We start from the raw sequence: 16270 nt of genomic DNA, 5'->3' as shown, positions 1-16270 counted from the left end.
CGCCGATGCCGGCCATCACCCGCGGCCTGACCGGCGCGGAGATCCGCCACAGCTGCCGGACCGTCCGCCGGAGGGACTCATCCGTCGCCGGGCGACAGGGTCGCCGCGGCGGCGGTCAGCCGCTGCAGCCGGTCGGCGGGCGTCCGCTTCGGGCAGGACGTGCACTTGTCCGCTCCCGGCGCCTCGTACAGCAGGCAGCACGAGCAGCGCCGGGTGAAGCGGGCCAGGTCGTGGTCGGGCCGGGCCGGATCGGGGGCGACGTCGACGTACCGGGGGACCGGGAACGGCGCCCCGATCGCCCGGGCCAGCGGCACGGCCAGCGCGGTCGCGCCGGTCACGTCCCCCACCGCACGACCGATCCACAGCAGCCGGTTGGCCAGTGAGTCGGAGGCGATCGCCCACAGCGGCCGTTCCCGGATCCCGCCGCCGAGCTCGGCCACCACCGGGATGACGGCCGCGAACGTCTCGCGCAGCGCCGCGCCGAGTGCGGCGACCTGGTCGGTCCCGGGAAGGACTGCCGCGCAGGTGGATCCGGTGATGCGGCTGTCCGGCAGCCAGTGCATGGTCACCTCGTCCAGGCGCGGCGAGAGCGCCCGCCCGGCGACCACCAGCGACGCCAGGGACGGACATTGCACCCACACGGAGGCCGAGTACCACCACAGGGTGGCCAGCGTGCGCGGATCGTCGGTGCCCCAGCGCTGCCCGCGCAGGCCGATCTGGTCGGCCAGCCAGTCCCGCTCGAGGGCCCGGGCGAACGGCACCGGCGTGGTGCCCGGGCCGGGCACCAGTGGGCCGTGCTCGTCGGCCGGGACGGCGGCCAGCACCTCGGCGAGCACCGACCTCGCGTCCGCACTCACGACGTCAGGCGAAGAGCCTGCCATGGCATCGATCTCGGTCATCCGCGGTCCTCCTCGCTGAGCACGCCGTCGGTCATCCGCAGGATCCGGTCGGCGTAGGACTGCAGCCGCGGGCGGTCGTGGCTGACCACCAGCACCGCCGTGCCGCGATCGGCGGCGTCCCGGAGCAACCCGGCCACCACTGCGGCCGCGTCGACGTCCAGCGACGCGGTCGGCTCGTCGGCCACCAGCAGGGCCGGCCCGGCGATGAGGGCGCGGACCACGGCGACCCGTTGGCACTGCCCGACCGACAGCGAACCGGGCACCCGGTCGACGTCGACGCCGCCCAGTCCGACCCGCTCCAGCTCGGTGATGGTGCGGGCGCGCCGCTGGGAGCGGGTCAGCCGGGACCCGCTGAGCAGCAACGGTTCGGTGACCGTCCGCCACAGTGGCCAGCGGGGATCCAGGCTGGCCACCGGGTCCTGGAAGACCGGCATCACGAATCCGCGGCGGGGCAGCCGGGCGCCCGCCGTGGCCCGCCGGGAGCCGGCCGGCCAGACCGCGGTGCCGTCCAGCTCCACCTGGCCCTCGTCGGGCGCCTCGATCCCCGCGGCCAGCCGGAGCAGCGTCGACTTGCCGGAGCCGGACCGCCCGAGGATGCCGACGACTTCACCGGCCCGCACGGCCAGGTCCGCGTCGGCCACCGCGGTGGTGGTCGTCCCACCCACCCGGTACTCCTTGCGGACGGCGCGGACCCGGGACACCGGGGTGTCGTCCGGATCGGTGCCGGTGAGCCGGCCGACCCCACGCGGCCGGATCACCGACGCCTCGACCAGCGCCCGGGTCACCGGATGGACCGGAGCGCCGAGCACCTCGGCCGAGGACCCGCGTTCCACCACCCGGCCGTCGGCCAGCACCAGGATCTCGTCGGTGTGCCGGGCGACCAGGCTCAGATCGTGACTGACCAGCACCAGTGCCGAACACGTCCGGGCCAGCAGGTCGAGCGCCTCGTCGGCCAGGTCCGCGTCCAGTGCGCTGGTCGGCTCGTCGGCCAGCGTCACCACCGGGCCGCGGGCGGTGGCCGCCACCGTGGTGGCCCGTTGCAGCATGCCGCCCGACCACTGGTGCGGGTACTGGCGTGCCCGCACCGCTGAATCGGGGATGCCGACGCCGGCCAGCCCGCGCTCGATCTCACCGGCCGGTGGCGGGAGTCGGTGGGCGGTCCAGGATTCGGCGACGTGGTGCTCGACCCGGCGCAGCGGGTCGCACGCCGCGAACGGGTCCTGGGCCACGTACCCGAGCCGGACCCCGCGGATCTCGCGCAGCCGGCGCTGCGAGGCGCCGGTGAGATCGGCGCCGTCCAGCTCGATCCGACCGGTCACCGTGGCCCGGTGCGGCAGCAGACCGAGCACCGCGCGCAGCAGGGTGGTCTTGCCGCAGCCGGAGCTGCCGACGATGCCCACGCGGCGTCCGGGCTGGACGGTCAGGTCGACGTCGCGCAGGGCGGCGAAGCCGTTGGCGTAGGTGACCGAGAGTCCGGTCACCCGCAGCGCCGCCCCGGCGGCACCGTCGGGGGTCGCCGCGCGGGGGTCGAGCTCCGCGGTCATGCCCGGTTCCCGAGATCGGTGACGTCGCGCAGCGCGTCGCTGACCAGGGTGGCGGCCAGCACGGTCAGGACCAGCCCGAGGCCGGGACCGATCAACTGGTGCGGTGCGGAGGCCAGGGTCTCCCGGGCGGAGGCCAGCATGTTCCCCCACTCCGCGGTCGGCGGCTGGGCGCCGAGGCCGAGGAAGGACAGACCGCCCAGGGCGAGCACGATCTCGCCCAGGCCGAGGGTCGCCGCGACCAGCACCTGGCCCGCCGCTGCGGGCAGCACGTGCCCGACCGCGATCCGGATCCGCCCGGCGCCGGCCATCCTGGCGGCCAGCACGTCCGGGCGGGATCCGGACGACCGGGCCACCGCCCGGGCCAACCGGGCCAGTCCGGCCCAGCTGCTGATCGACATGGCCAGCACCAGGTTGACGAATCCGGGCCCGAGCAGGCCGACCAGGGCCAGGGTCATGACGAGACCGGGCAGTCCGAGGAGGATGTCGGTGATGCGGGTGAGCACGGCGTCGACCGCGCCTCCGGCCGATCCGGCGATCACCCCGACCAGCAGACCGACGGCGGTCGAGATGGCCATCACCAGCAGCGCGGCGCCGAGCGAGGCCTGCGCACCGGCCACCGTGCGGGCCACCAGGTCCCGCCCGGCCCGGTCGGTGCCCAGCCAGTGCGCGCCGCTCGGGCCCTGCAACTGGTTGGCGTAGTCGGTGGCATTCGGGTCGGCGGTGAGCAGCGGGCCGAACGCGGCGACCAGCAGCAGCACGCCGCCGAGGAGCAGCCCGATCCGTCCCTCCCGGTGCCGCCACAGTCCGCGCCAGAGCGACCCGGTGGGAGTCCGCAGTTGCACGGGTGTCTCGACGACGGTGACGCCCGGACTGAGCAGGCTCATGACGTGCCCACCGGGACCAGCGGCCGCCGACGTGGGCGTCGGGTCGACGCCGGCCGACGCAGCCGTGGGTCGATCGCGGCGTTCAGCAGGTCGATGACCAGGCTGGCCACCACGTAGATGAGCACCGCGAGCATGGTGTAGCCGACCACCACGGGCATGTCGCGGGCCTCGATGGCCTGCACCGTGTACCGGCCGATCCCCGGCCAGGTGAAGACGCTCTCCACGATGGGCGCGCCGCCGAGCAGCGCGGCGGTGCCCAGTCCGACCATGGTCAGGAAGGCCGGGATCGCGTTCGGCAGCTGGTGCACCAGCAGCCGGCGTGGTGCGGAGGCCCCCCGAGCGGCGCTCACCCGGAGGTACGACGCCGACCCGGCGTCCAGCAGGCCGGCCCGCAGCACCCGCGACCAGGTCGCCGCCGAGCCCAGGGCGAGCACCAGCGCGGGCAGGAAGACGGTGCCCCAGGTGCCGTCGCTGATCACCCGACCCATGCCCATCCGCACCACCAGCACGTCCAGCGCCAGCACGCCGATGAGGAACCCGGGCACCACCAGCAGCACCAGGCTGATCCACCGGCCGACGTGATCCGGCCAGCCGCCCGGGCGCGCGGCCGCCGCCAGGGCCAGCACCAGCGCCATGGCGACGGCCAGCACGAGCGCGGTCACGGTGAGGATCGCGGTGGCCGGCAGCCGGAGCAGGAACTCGTCGATCACCGGGCGGCCGGTCCGCCAGGACAGTCCGAGATCGCCGTGCAGCAGCCCGGTCAGCCAGTGCCAGAAGCGCAGCGGCAGCGGATCGTCCAGGTGCAGCTGCGTGCGCAACGCCGCGATGGCGGCCGGGGACGGGTCCTGCACGCCTCGGGCGTGCAGGACCCGCCGGGCCGGATCACCCGGGGCCAGGACCAGCAGGGCGAACACCAGGACGGCGCCGCCGAGCAGGGTGAGCAGGGCCTGGCCGACCCGTCCCAGGACGGTGGTCAGCACGGGACCGGGCTCAGGCCGACGGAGCAGTCTGGGCGGTCACCCACAGGTTCGAGATGGGCGTCTCGTACCCCCGCCACTGCGGGCCGGTCACCACCGCGGGGGTGCGGAACACCAGCGCGCCCCACACGGCGTGGTCGTGCACGACCTGCTGGACCTGTTCGAGGAGCTCTGTCCGTTCGGCCGGATCGAAGGTGATCTGCACCTGGTCGATCAACGCGTCGAGCTCGGGAATGCTGACGCCGCTGTAGTTCTGCTCGCCGTCGGTGCGCAGGTCGTCGGCCAGGCCGTCGACCGGGCTGCCCCCGTAGGACAGCAGCGAGTCGCTCAGGATCGCCGTCTCCCACTCGCCGGACTCCTGCGCGGCGTAGATGTCCGGGACCTGGTTGACCTCGACCTGCACGCCCAGCTCGGCGAGTTGCGCCTGCAGCGCCACGGCCAGAGTGTCGGAGTCCGGCTGCTGCGGGTAGGTCAGCATCCGGATGGTGAGCGGCTGGCCGTCCTTGCTCCGGGTGCCGTCGGACCCTGCCGTCCAGCCGGCCTGGTCGAGCAGACCGGCCGCGACCGTCGGATCGGTGACCTGGGTGGTGACCGCCCACGGCACCGACGGCGGATAGATGCCCTCGGCCACCGACGCCAGACCCTGCAGCACGTCGTCGGCCAGCGCTCGGTAGTCGACTGCGGCCAGCAGTGCCCGGCGGACCAGGACATCATCGGTCGGCGCGCCGCGGACGTTGAACTGCAGCGCGAACTGCGACCCGGTCGGCTGCCCGGTGACGTAGTACGCGTCGTCACGGCCCTCGAGCGTGGCGGCCACCGAGGTCGGGATGTACAGCGCCAGGTCGGCCTCACCGGCCTGCACGGCCTGCACCCGCGCGGTGACCTCGGGGACGAACTTGATGGTCAGCGCGCTCAGCGCCGGCGTGCCGCCCCAATGGTCGGCATCGGGGGCCAGCACGGCGGTCTCGGTGTCCAGGCTCTGCATCTCGTAGGCGCCGGTGTACAGGCCGGCGTCCAGGTAGACGGCCGGGTCGGTCTCGGCCTGCGGCGCGGCCGCCTCGTAGGCGTCCACGTCGAGCACGAGCACGTTGGACTCGTCGGCCAGGGTGTTGGCCAGCAACGGGATGGGCCGGCTGGTGGTCATGGTGACCTCGAGCGGCCCGGTCGCCTCGGCGGAGGCGAAGGCCGAGGCGGTGGCGAAGCCCTCGTTGTTCTCGGCGGTCCAGTTCAGCAGCTGCGCCAGGGCGGCACCGTCCAGGGGGCGACCGCTCTGGAAGGAGATGCCCTCGTTGAGCACCATCTGCCAGGTGGTGTCGTCCACCGCGGTGAGCTCCCGCAGCACCCACGGGCTGGGAGTTCCGCTGCGCTCCGGTCGCATGAGGAGTTCGACGTACCCGAACTCGGGTCCCCAGAACCCGTCGGTGAGCGGGTCGAGACTGTCGATGCCGAAGCTGGTTGCGATGGTCAGCTCGGCCGGCGGCGGGGCGGCGCTGCTCCCGGTCGCTGCGGTGCCCGACGGCGAGCTGGTGGTGGCGGAGTCACCCCCGGTGGTCGAGCAGCCGGCCACGGCCAGCAGGCCGGCGGCGAGCGCCGCGACCACCGCTCGAGCACGTCGACGGCGCACCGTCGGTCGGAGAAGGGCATGCTCACGCCACGTCATTCGACGTCGCCTCCAACACCTCGTGGATGACTTCGGGTGTCGTGGCCGGTCTCCTGGCTGACGGGTGGTGCGATCGCCTCGCCTTCCCAGGCGGCGAGCGCCCAGTGGCTGTCCCCCTGGAGGAGGGACGTGAGGTGATCTCCCGATCACAGTGGCGAGGGCCGCGCCGGCGTCGCACCGACTTCCCGAACACCACGACGGCGGGAAGGTATCACCGGCCGCCGGGTCCGGAACGCGGGAATGGATCACACCGGCCGCGGCCCGGCCGTCTGGCGCCAGGACCGTCGACACGCCCATCGCCCTACATGTTGGGGTTGCGAGCGCGGCGACCGCGTACATGTATGGTCTGCGCTACCAGCGGTGCTCCGGCCGATCCAGGCCCGGAGCGGCAAGAGGGAACCCGGCGCGAATCCGGGACTGCCCCGCAGCGGTGAGTGGGAACGACCGCCGTCCTCCTCCGGTCCACCGGAGCTGACAGCACTGGGAGCCGACGGCTCCTGGGAAGCGACGGCCAGTAGGACTCCGTGCAGCACCCGGCATCCGGCCGGGTCCGTGCCCGGTCGCCCACGAGTCCGAAGACCTGCCGCCGGCGCGCACCCCACCGGGGTGCGCCGTCGCCGTGCCCCGGAGGAGGGTCGGTGCGGATCCTGTGCTGTCCGCTCGTGGGCGCCGGGACCTCGCCGCAGCTCCACCGGGCCCGCCGACCCCTGGTGATCTGCCCGCGAGGAGAGCGCATGACCCAGACCCAGCCGCTGCCCGACGTCCTGCTGGGAGAGCCGCCGCGAGCGTCGGTCGTCCCCACCGAGTCGGTCGCGCCGCCGCGGGTCCGCCGCCGCGACGGCAGCACCGCCGACTTCGACCCGGGCCGGATCAGTGTCGCGGTGACCAAGGCGTTCCTGGCCGTCGACGGCAGCTCCGCGGGCCAGTCGGCCAAACTGCGCAGCGCCGTGGTGGAGCTCACCGACGCGGTGGTCGAGACGCTGACCCGCCGGTTCTCCGACGGGACCGGCTCCGGTCGGCCGGTCGACCTGGAGGAGATCCAGGACCAGGTCGAGCTGGCCCTCATGCGCGGCGGGCACGCGGCGGTGGCCCGTGCGTACATCCTGTACCGCGAGGAGCACCGCCGGGCCCGGGCCGCGCGGGAGTCCGCCGGGACGGACCTGCCGCTCGCCGACGCCGCGCCGCTGACCGTGGTCGGCCCCGACGGGAGCCGGACCCCCATCGACGTCCGGCGGCTCGAGGTCGTCATCGGCGAGGCCTGCCGCGGCCTGGCCGACGTCGACGCGGCCACGGTGCTGAACGGCACCCGGGAGAACCTGTACGACGGGATGTCCGCCAAGGAACTGGGTCTCGCGCCGATCCTGGCCGCCCGGGTGCTGGTGGAGACCGAGCCGAACTACTCGTTCGTGGCCGCCCGGCTGCTGAACGACACTCTGCGCGCGGAGGCGCTCACCTTCCTGACCGGAGCGCCGGACGAGGCCACCGCCGACGAGATGCGGCAGCGGTACCCGGAAGCGCTGCGCGGCTTCGTGCGTCGCGGGATCGAACTGGGCCAGCTCGACCCGGTGCTGGGCGAGTTCGACCTGGACCGGCTGGGTGCCGCCCTGGACCCGTCCGCCGACGACCGCTTCACCTTCCTCGGCCTGCAGACCCTGTACGACCGGTACTTCCTGCACTCCCACGGGACCCGGTACGAGCTGCCGCAGGTCTTCTTCATGCGGGTGGCCATGGGCCTGGCCGTGCGGGAGCTCGACCGCGAGGACCGCGCCGTCGAGTTCTACCGACTGCTGTCGTCGCATCTCTTCATGGCCTCCACGCCGACCCTGTTCAACTCGGGCACCGTCCGGCCGCAGCTGTCGTCGTGCTTCCTGACCACGGTGGACGACGACCTGGAGGACATCTTCTCCTCCATCCGCAACAACGCCCTGCTGGCCAAGTTCTCCGGCGGCCTGGGCAACGACTGGACGCCGATCCGTGGCATCGGTGCGCACATCAAGGGCACCAACGGCTCGTCCTCCGGCGTGGTCCCGTTCCTCAAGATCGCCAACGACACCGCGGTGGCGGTGAACCAGGGCGGCAAGCGCAAGGGTGCGGTGTGCGCGTACCTGGAGACCTGGCACGTGGACATCGAGGAGTTCCTCGATCTGCGCAAGAACACCGGTGACGAGCGTCGCCGCACGCACGACATGAACACGGCCAACTGGGTTCCGGACGAGTTCCTGCGCCGGGTCGAGGCGGGCGCGACGTGGACCCTGTTCAGCCCGGACGAGACGCCCGACCTGCACGACCTGGTCGGCACCGCGTTCACCCAGCGCTACGCCGAGTACGAGGCCGCCGCCGACCGTGGCGAGCTGCGGGTGTTCCGCCGCGTCGACGCCGTCGACCTGTGGCGCAAGATGCTCACCGCGCTGTTCGAGACCGGGCACCCGTGGATCACCTTCAAGGACCCGTGCAACCTGCGCTCCCCGCAACAGCACGTCGGCGTGGTGCACTCGTCCAACCTGTGCACCGAGATCACCCTGAACACCCGCAGCGGTGATCAGGCCGAGACCGCGGTCTGCAACCTGGGTTCGGTGAACCTGGCCGCGCACGTCACCGCCGACGGGCTGGACGTCGAGCGGCTGCGCCGCACCGTGACCACCGCGGTCCGGATGCTGGACAACGTCATCGACATCAACCTCTACACCGTGCCGTCGGCCCGGCGGTCGAACCTGCGGCACCGGCCGGTCGGCCTCGGGCTGATGGGCTTCGCCGACGCGCTGGTCACCCTCGGCCTGCCGTACGCCTCGGCCGGCGCGGTCGAGTTCGCCGACACCTCGATGGAACAGCTGTCCTGGTTCGCCATCTCCGCCTCCAGCGACCTGGCCGCCGAGCGGGGCCGGTACGCCTCCTACGACGGCTCCCTGTGGAGCCGGGGCGTGCTGCCCATCGACTCGGTGGCCATCCTGGCCGAGCACCGCGGCGGTGACCTCGACCAGGACACCACCACCCGGCTGGACTGGGACGCGTTGCGGCAGAAAGTGCTCCGGCAGGGCATGCGCAACTCCAACGTGATGGCCATCGCCCCGACCGCGACCATCTCCAACATCGTCGGCGTCTCCCAGTCGATCGAGCCGACGTACCGGAACCTGTACGTCAAGTCCAACATGAGCGGCGACTTCACGGTGGTCAACGAGCATCTCGTGCGGGTGCTCAAGGAGCGCGGGCTGTGGGACGAGGTGATGGTGGCCGACCTGAAGTACTTCGACGGGTCGCTGTGGCCGATCGACCGGATCCCGCAGGACGTCAAGGAGCTGTTCGCCACGGCGTTCGAGGTCGACGGCTCCTGGCTGGTCCACGCCGCGTCGCGCCGGCAGAAGTGGATCGACCAGGCGCAGTCGCTGAACCTGTACGTGGCCGCCCCGAACGGCCGCAAGCTGGATGAGTTGTACCGGCTGGCCTGGCGGACCGGCTGCAAGACCACCTACTACCTGCGGTCCACCTCGGCCACCCACGTCGAGAAGTCGACGCTGCGCGGCACCGACGGCAAGCTCAACGCGGTCGCCGCGCTCCCCACCCAGCCTGCCGCCCCGGCGACCGCGGTGGTCGCCCCGGCGGCGGTTGCTCCGGCGCCGAGCCCGGTGGCGGTGGCCCAGGCGCCGGCTGCCCCGGCGCCGGCTCCGACCCTCGCGCCCGCTCCGGAGTTCGTGCTCGACGCGACTCCCGGCGCGGTGTGCTCCGTCGACGATCCCGATTGCGAGGCCTGCCAGTGAGTGACTTCTGGAACTCCTTCGACGCGCCGGCCACCGGCTCGACCCCGGGATCTCCGGATCCGGCCGGGTCACCGACGGCCACGCTGACCGCCGAGCCGCCGGCCCGGCCGCACGGAGCCGCAGGCGAGACCGCCGTCGCCGCCGTGCCATCGGGACCGCCGTCGGGGCTGCCGTCGGGGGCGCCGGCGGTCTCCCCGACCGGCGCGGCAGCGGACGCCGCGACGGATGCTGCGGGCGCCCAGTCGGGTACCGGCCTGGGGTCCATCGACGCCGGCGGCGGCCGGGTGTCGGTGAGCGAGAAGGCGATGATCAACGCCCGGGCCGACGTCAACCAGCTGCTCCCGCTGAAGTACGGGTGGGCGTGGGAGAAGTACCTGGCCGGCTGCAACAACCACTGGATGCCCACCGAGGTGTCCATGCAGGCGGACATCGCACTGTGGAAGCGTCCGGCGGATCCGACCGGCACCGGTCTGACCGAGGCCGAGCGGACGATGCTCAAGCGCAACCTGGGCTTCTTCGCCACGGCGGAGTCGTTGGTGGCCAACAACATCGTGCTGGCCGTGTACCGGCAGCTGACCAACCCGGAGTGCCGCCAGTACCTGCTGCGGCAGGCCTTCGAGGAGGCCGTGCACACCCACACGTTCCAGTACATCTGCACGTCGCTCGGCCTGGACGAGGGCGAGCTGTTCAACATGTACCGGGAGGTGCCGTCGATCACCGCCAAGGACGCCTGGGCGCTGCAGTACACCCAGCACCTGGAGGACCCGGACTTCCGCACCGGGACGCCGGAGGCCGACCAGGCCTTCCTGCGTGACCTCATCGCCTTCTACGTGGTGTTCGAGGGCATGTGGTTCTACACCGGGTTCGCGCAGATCCTGTCGCTCGGCCGGCGCAACAAGATGGTCGGCATCGCCGAGCAGTACCAGTACATCCTGCGGGACGAGTCGATCCACCTGAACTTCGGCATCGACGTGATCAACCAGATCAAGATCGAGAACCCGCACCTGTGGTCGTCGGAGTTCCAGGCCGAGGTCCGCCAGATGCTCGCCGACGCCTGCGAACTCGAGATCGCCTACGGCCGGGACACCATGCCGACCGGCATGCTGGGGCTGAACGCCGAGCAGTGCGAGCGGTACATGCACTTCATCACCAACCGGCGATGCGTGCAGATCGGCCTGGCCCCGCTGTTCCCCGATGTGGACAACCCGTTCCCGTGGATGAGCGAGATGATGGATCTCAAGAAGGAGAAGAACTTCTTCGAGACCCGGGTCATCGAGTACCAGACCGGCAGCGGCCTGCAGTGGTGACTTGATCATGACCCGGGCATGATCCGGCGGGCGCTCGACCGGACGGACGAGCGCCCGCCGGGGACTCCGTCAGGCGGCGCGGGAGTCGATGACCAGTCCGCACCCGGGGCCTCGAGTCCCACGGCCACGGCGACGGCGACGGCGACGGCGACGGCGACGGCGACGGCGACGGCGACGGCGACGGCGACGGCGACGGCGACGGTGGTGAGGATGCCGTCGAACACCCAGCAGGCAGGTGCGAACGCAAGCCGACGCACCGTCAGCAGGGTGACGGCGACGATCCCGCCCGCGAGGACGAGACCAGGGACGAGCCAGGCGCAGTGCAGGCCGCCGTCGCCGCCGCCCATGGCGCGTCCGATCGGCTCGAGTCGCTCGTGCCGGGCGGCCAGATCGTCCAGGGCCAGCAGGGTGACCACCGTCGCGATCACCATCCACGACCATCGGCGTTGACCGGCGCGGTGCGCGAGGCGGCCGTCACCGCGCCGGCCGCCGCGCCCAGCGTCAGGACCGCCACGTCGAACCAGGTGTGCACGTTGCCCTCCGCCCCCACGTCGACCAGCCGGACCAGGGGAGAAGCCGGATCGCGCAACACGTCCCACGGGGTGATGCGCGGTGCGACGAGGCTGACGACTCCGAAGGCCGACCCGATCAGCGCGACGGCGGAGGCGACCGCGCCCGCCGCCCGGCGCGGGGCGGACCATCGGGCGGGTGTCAGCTCGACCAGCTTCATCGCGTGACCATGTGGGGGACCATCACTCCTGTCCGAGGTGGTCGGCCAGATCGTGAGCGGATGCGCCGACCACGAGCACTGACGACGCCGCCGGACGCGCGGAACGGCACGTCGCCAGGCGACCACCGTGGGCCGCGCCGCGGAAGCCAGGATGAGAGCCCGATGAGAAGATCTCGTCGGACCGAGCGGACGCTGCGACCCGCGCGCCGTCGCCGGCGATCGCCGGGCTGCCCACGCGACGATCGCGCTGGATGGCACGCTGACCGTCATGGCCCTGCACGACGACACTGCCGACGGTCGCCCCCTCCCAGTCCTCGGCTCACTGCACTGGCAGCCCGCCCTCGACGTGCCCGAGCTGCTGGCCGACCCGGTCCGGGCGGCCCTGCGCGACCCGGCCGTCTCCGCCGGGCTCGGACCGGTGGGCGTGGCCGCCATCGACGCGGATCTGGCCGACACGGCGGCGTTCTGCGCCGCGTACGACGTGCCCGCCGCGGCCTCGGCCAACTGCGTGCTGGTCGCCGGCAAGCGGGAGGGACAGGAACGGTGGGCCGCGGCGATCGTGCTGGCCACCACCCGGGCCGATGTGAACGGGGTGCTGCGCCGCCGACTGGACGTCCGCAAGATCTCCTTCGCACCGATGGAGGCGGCGGTGGCCCGGAGCGGGATGGAGTACGGCGGGATCACCCCGATCGGCCTGCCCACCGACTGGCCGATCCTCGTCGACGCGGCCGTCGCCGCGGCGGGGCCGGTGGTCATCGGCTCCGGCATCCGCGGATCCAAGCTGGTGATCGACGGCGCCGACCTGGCCCGGCTGCCGCAGGCCGAGCTGATCGAGGGGCTGGCCCGGCCGGTCGGCTGAGCCCGCGGCCGCAGTCCGACCAGCCGTCAGGACGCGGTGACCAGCGGCAGATCGGCGACCATGCTCAACGCCGTGGTCGGCGTCTCGGTGCCCTGCACCGACACCACGACCGCGTCGGTGCCGCGGAACCAGAAGCCCTGCTCCTCACCCGACAGGTGGCACACGATGGCCGCCTCGGTGACGTCGGTGGGAGTGTCGGTGAGGTCGTCCGGCTCATCCACCAGGGTCAGCAGGGACAGGGAGATGCGGCGTGCCTTCATGCCGATCACCGTCGGTGGTCCCGCTTGCGGCGCGGTCGGACCGGGAGGTGCCGCCACGTGCGACCGGCCGAACGGGCGGCTTCCCTGTCCCGTCAGGGCCGAAACAAGGTGTGGGCCATCGGATCCGCTCTCACGGTGTGCATCTGGAACCCCCGGTGGCGGGGTACCCGCCCGACGGTGCGACCGCCGTGCACCGCCCACCAGCCCCGAGGACGGAACCATGATCGATGCCGGACCCCGGCGGTTGCCTCGCCGCACCGTCCTGGCCGGAGGCCTGGGGGCGGCGATGACCGCCCTGGCCGGGCTGAGCGGCTGCGCCGGCCTGACCCGGCGGGTGTCGTCCACCGACGGCGGCGTCCGCGACCGGCTGACCGTCCAGGTCTACGGCACCGAGGTGGAGGGGCAGCTGTACCAGGACCTGGCCCGCCGGTTCGAGCAGCAGCGGCCGGGCATCACCGTGCAGGTGACCTATGTGCCCTTCGCCGAGGCGCTCACCGCCGTCGACTCCGGCCTGCTGGCCGGGACCGCGCCGGACATCTGGCGGGTCGACTACCCGACCATGGGCCTGTACGCGGCCACCGGGCAGCTGCTCGACATCACCGACGCCACCACCGAACTGGCCGGCGACCTGAGCCCGGCCTACCGGCGGGCGGTCAGCTCGGGTGGGCGGATGTTCGGGGTCCCGCAGCACGTCGACACCTCGGCGCTGATGTACCGGCCGGACGCCCTGGACGCGGTGGGCATCACCGTGCCGGACCGGCCGGAGGACGCCTGGTCGTGGGAGGAGTTCGGCCAGGTCGCCGACCGGCTCCGGGACGCGGCCCCGCTGGACACGGCCCCGTTCGCGGTGAACTGGCAGGCCTTCGGGGCGTTCCGTTGGCTCACGTGGCTGTTCGAGGCCGGTGGCCAGCTGTACTCCGAGGACCTGCAGACCTCCCGGTTGCTGGACGGCGACGCGGGCCGCAAGGCCCTGGAGTTCACCCGGTCCTTCTTCGAGCGGGGCTGGGTGCCGCCGGCGACGTCGACCCGGGCCAGCACCTACCCGGATGCGCTGTTCACTTCAGGCCGGCTGGCCATGGTCTTCGCCGGCAACTTCCTGCTGCCCACGTTCGCCGAGACCATCGGCGACCGGTTCGGGTACGCGGTGACGTATCAGCCGCGGGACGTCCGCCGGGCGAGTGAGCTGGGCGGCAACGCGCTGGTGGCCAACCACGCGGTGGTGCAACCCGATCTGGCCGCCGACTACCTGAACTTCATGGCCGCGCCGGAACAGATGCGGGACTTCTGCCAGGCGGCGGTGCTGCTGCCGACCCGGACCTCGGTGCTGGAACAGCCGCTGGAGTTCGTGCTCGGCGGCGAGTTGATGCCGGTCTACACCGACATGATCGGCACCATCACCGACGCCGACGTCCGGGACGTCACCACCCCGACGTTCGCGGAGATCAACAACACCCTGGCCGACGAGCTGGAGCAGTGCTTCATCGGCAACGCCTCGGTCGAGGACACCCTGGCCGCCATCGCCGACCAGATCGACGCGAGCGCCACGCTCAACGAGGCGGAGGCCCCGTCATGACGATGACCGACAAGCCGGTCGGGACGACGGCCCGCCAGGACGCGTTGCGGCCTGCGGCCCCGAGTGCCCCGGAGCCCGGTCGGCGGGCCGACACCCGCCGCGGCGACGCCCGTACCGCCTGGGGCATGCTCGCCCCGAACGCCATCCTGATCGTGCTGTTCCTGCTCGTGCCGCTGGTCTGGGCGTTCGTGCTGAGCTTCCAGGCCAAGCGGCCCTTCGGTCCGGGCACCTGGAACGGCCTGGACAACATCACCCGGCTGCTCGGCGACCCGGTGTTCTGGCGGGCCACGATCAACACGCTGGTCTTCACGGTGGCGACCGTCCCGGTCACCGTCGTGGTCGGCCTGGCCCTGGCGCTGCTGCTGGACAAGGCCATGCCGGCCCGGACGGTGTTCCGCACCATCGTCTACCTGCCGGTGGTGGTCAGCACCGTGGTCGTCGCGCTGATCGGCCTGCTGCTGTTCGATGAGTCGATCGGCATCGTCAACAGCGTCCTGCGCGACCTCGGGCTCGGGCCGGTGTCGTGGCAGAGCAACGGCACGCTGGCCATGATCTCGGTGATCGTGGTGGTCCTCTGGACACGCATCGGGTTCGCGACGCTCATCTACCTGGCCGCCCTGCAGGACGTGGACCAGGAGATGCTCGAGGCGGCCACCGTCGACGGGGCCAACACCTGGGTGCTGATCCGCAAGATGATCGTGCCGACCTTGCGGCCGACCACGTTCTTCCTCGTCGTCATCAACATGATCTGGTCGTTCCAGATCTTCGACATCGTCTACGTGATGACCAACGGTGGACCGGGCTACTCGACCACCATGCTGGTCACCTACGCCTACAACCAGGGGTTCGGCCCGGCCCGGAACTTCGGCTACGGCGCCACCGTCGGCATCGTCCTGTTCCTGCTCACGCTGGTCATCACCGCCGTGCAGCTCCGCACCAACCGCCGGCGGGAGCGCTGATGCCGACCTGGGTCCGGGTGACGGTCTGCACCGTCGTCGCCGTCGTCTTCGCCCTTCCCCTGTACGCGATGCTGGTGGTCGCGTTCACGCCGCGGGACCTGCTGTTCAACGGCGGGGCCAGCCTGTGGCCGGGTCAGTGGACGCTGGCCAACTTCACCGACCTGTTCGAGACGTTCCCGATCGCGCGGTGGTTCGGCAACGCGCTGCTGGTGGCGGGTCTGACCACGGTGCTGTCGGTGACGGTGAACCTGCTGGCCGGGTACGCGCTGGCCAAGCTGCGGTTCCGCGGCCGCACGATCGCGCTCGTCGCGGTGCTGGCCACGCTGATGGTGCCCAGCCAGGCGGTGATCATCCCGCAGTTCCAGGTGGTCTCGGCCCTCGGCCTGGTCGGCTTCTTCTGGGCGGTGATCCTGCCGTCGGCCTCGACCGCGCTCGGCGTGTTCCTGGCCCGGCAGTTCTTCCTGGCCGTGCCGGACGAGCTGGTCGACGCAGCGAGGGTGGACGGCTGCACCACGCTCGGGGCGTTCCGCCGGGTCGTGCTGCCGCTGTCCCGTCCGCTGCTGGCGGTGATGACCCTGCTGGCGTTCATGACGCAGTGGAACGACTTCCTGTGGCCGCTCATCGCCCTGCGCGACCCGGACCTGTACACGCTCCCGGTGGCGCTGCGGTACCTGCAGAGCCAGTACGACGCCGACTACGGCGGGATGATGGCCATGGCGTTGCTGTCCAGTGTGCCGCTGCTGGTGATGTTCGTGCTGCTGCAGCGCTGGTTCGTGGCGGGGTTGTCGGGGTCGGGGCTGATGTGCGCGGTCGACCCGCCGCCGCCGGTTCGCCGCCGTGGGCGTCGATCCGGCAGGCCCGAACCG

13 protein-coding genes, 1 pseudogene and 2 riboswitches are annotated in these 16270 nt (G+C 72.2%); of the genes and pseudogenes, 6 read left to right on the top strand and 8 right to left on the bottom strand.

Annotation, left to right across the window (positions count from 1 at the left end; genetic code table 11):
• Window positions 1–77: 77 nt before the first annotated feature.
• The 5 genes from JL106_RS04685 to JL106_RS04665 are packed head-to-tail and all read right to left on the bottom strand — an operon-like array spanning window position 78 to window position 5904.
• Complete coding sequence (locus tag JL106_RS04685) at window positions 78–899, bottom strand: (2Fe-2S)-binding protein (protein WP_205259536.1); 822 nt, start codon at window positions 897–899, stop codon at window positions 78–80.
• A complete protein-coding gene (locus tag JL106_RS04680) occupies window positions 896–2443 on the bottom strand; it encodes an ABC transporter ATP-binding protein (protein WP_205259535.1) in 1548 nt (515 codons plus the stop codon). Before JL106_RS04680 ends, JL106_RS04685 begins: the two co-directional genes overlap by 4 nt.
• A complete protein-coding gene (locus JL106_RS04675) occupies window positions 2440–3327 on the bottom strand; it encodes an ABC transporter permease (RefSeq protein ID WP_205259534.1) in 888 nt (295 codons plus the stop codon). Before JL106_RS04675 ends, JL106_RS04680 begins: the two co-directional genes overlap by 4 nt.
• Window positions 3324–4307 (bottom strand): ABC transporter permease, encoded by a 984-nt coding sequence (locus JL106_RS04670; RefSeq protein ID WP_205259533.1) that lies wholly within the window; start codon window positions 4305–4307, stop codon window positions 3324–3326. Before JL106_RS04670 ends, JL106_RS04675 begins: the two co-directional genes overlap by 4 nt.
• Before the next feature lie 10 nt (window positions 4308–4317).
• Complete coding sequence (locus tag JL106_RS04665) at window positions 4318–5904, bottom strand: ABC transporter substrate-binding protein (protein WP_205259532.1); 1587 nt, start codon at window positions 5902–5904, stop codon at window positions 4318–4320.
• Between the two features lie 86 nt (window positions 5905–5990).
• A riboswitch (cobalamin riboswitch) is annotated at window positions 5991–6176 on the bottom strand.
• A 128-nt stretch (window positions 6177–6304) separates the two neighbouring features.
• Window positions 6305–6566, top strand: a riboswitch (cobalamin riboswitch).
• A gap of 132 nt (window positions 6567–6698) precedes the next feature.
• On the opposite strand from JL106_RS04665, the gene JL106_RS04660 reads away from it, so the two are divergent.
• A complete protein-coding gene (locus JL106_RS04660; protein WP_205259531.1) occupies window positions 6699–9716 on the top strand; it encodes a ribonucleoside-diphosphate reductase subunit alpha in 3018 nt (1005 codons plus the stop codon).
• Window positions 9717–9883: 167 nt separating this feature from the next.
• A complete protein-coding gene (locus tag JL106_RS04655; RefSeq protein WP_205259580.1) occupies window positions 9884–11023 on the top strand; it encodes a ribonucleotide-diphosphate reductase subunit beta in 1140 nt (379 codons plus the stop codon).
• Window positions 11024–11028: 5 nt separating this feature from the next.
• Here the strand turns inward: JL106_RS04655 and JL106_RS04650 are convergent, their stop codons facing one another.
• Both JL106_RS04650 and JL106_RS04645 read right to left on the bottom strand, forming a co-directional pair.
• The gene (locus JL106_RS04650) at window positions 11029–11454 is read right to left on the bottom strand and encodes a hypothetical protein (protein ID WP_205259530.1); all 426 of its coding nucleotides are present in this window, start codon (window positions 11452–11454) and stop codon (window positions 11029–11031) included.
• Window positions 11448–11753 (bottom strand): hypothetical protein, encoded by a 306-nt coding sequence (locus JL106_RS04645; protein WP_205259529.1) that lies wholly within the window; start codon window positions 11751–11753, stop codon window positions 11448–11450. The genes JL106_RS04650 and JL106_RS04645 overlap by 7 nt, the downstream gene beginning before the upstream one ends.
• Window positions 11754–12021: 268 nt before the next feature.
• On the opposite strand from JL106_RS04645, the gene JL106_RS04640 reads away from it, so the two are divergent.
• Entirely contained in the window at window positions 12022–12612 is a 591-nt protein-coding gene (locus JL106_RS04640; protein WP_205259528.1) for a YbaK/EbsC family protein, read from the top strand.
• A gap of 26 nt (window positions 12613–12638) precedes the next feature.
• Here the strand turns inward: JL106_RS04640 and JL106_RS04635 are convergent, their stop codons facing one another.
• Window positions 12639–12872 (bottom strand): hypothetical protein, encoded by a 234-nt coding sequence (locus JL106_RS04635; protein ID WP_205259527.1) that lies wholly within the window; start codon window positions 12870–12872, stop codon window positions 12639–12641.
• Window positions 12873–13092: 220 nt separating this feature from the next.
• On the opposite strand from JL106_RS04635, the gene JL106_RS04630 reads away from it, so the two are divergent.
• From JL106_RS04630 to JL106_RS20700, 3 genes and pseudogenes are all read left to right on the top strand, one after another.
• Complete coding sequence (locus tag JL106_RS04630) at window positions 13093–14445, top strand: ABC transporter substrate-binding protein (protein ID WP_205259526.1); 1353 nt, start codon at window positions 13093–13095, stop codon at window positions 14443–14445.
• Window positions 14442–15404: a carbohydrate ABC transporter permease gene (locus tag JL106_RS04625; protein ID WP_205259525.1), complete on the top strand. Its 963-nt coding sequence runs from the start codon at window positions 14442–14444 to the stop codon at window positions 15402–15404. Before JL106_RS04630 ends, JL106_RS04625 begins: the two co-directional genes overlap by 4 nt.
• Window positions 15404–16174, top strand: a pseudogene (locus JL106_RS20700) (carbohydrate ABC transporter permease); the annotation flags it as partial. The gene JL106_RS04625 and the pseudogene JL106_RS20700, both read left to right, overlap by 1 nt.
• Between the last annotated feature and the right edge of the window lie 96 nt (window positions 16175–16270).

The sequence above is a fragment of the Nakamurella leprariae genome, from assembly GCF_016918035.1.
GTDB lineage: Bacteria > Actinomycetota > Actinomycetes > Mycobacteriales > Nakamurellaceae > Nakamurella > Nakamurella leprariae.
The sequence above is the reverse complement of the archived record's forward strand: the minus strand, read 5'-3'. Positions and strand labels throughout refer to the sequence as shown.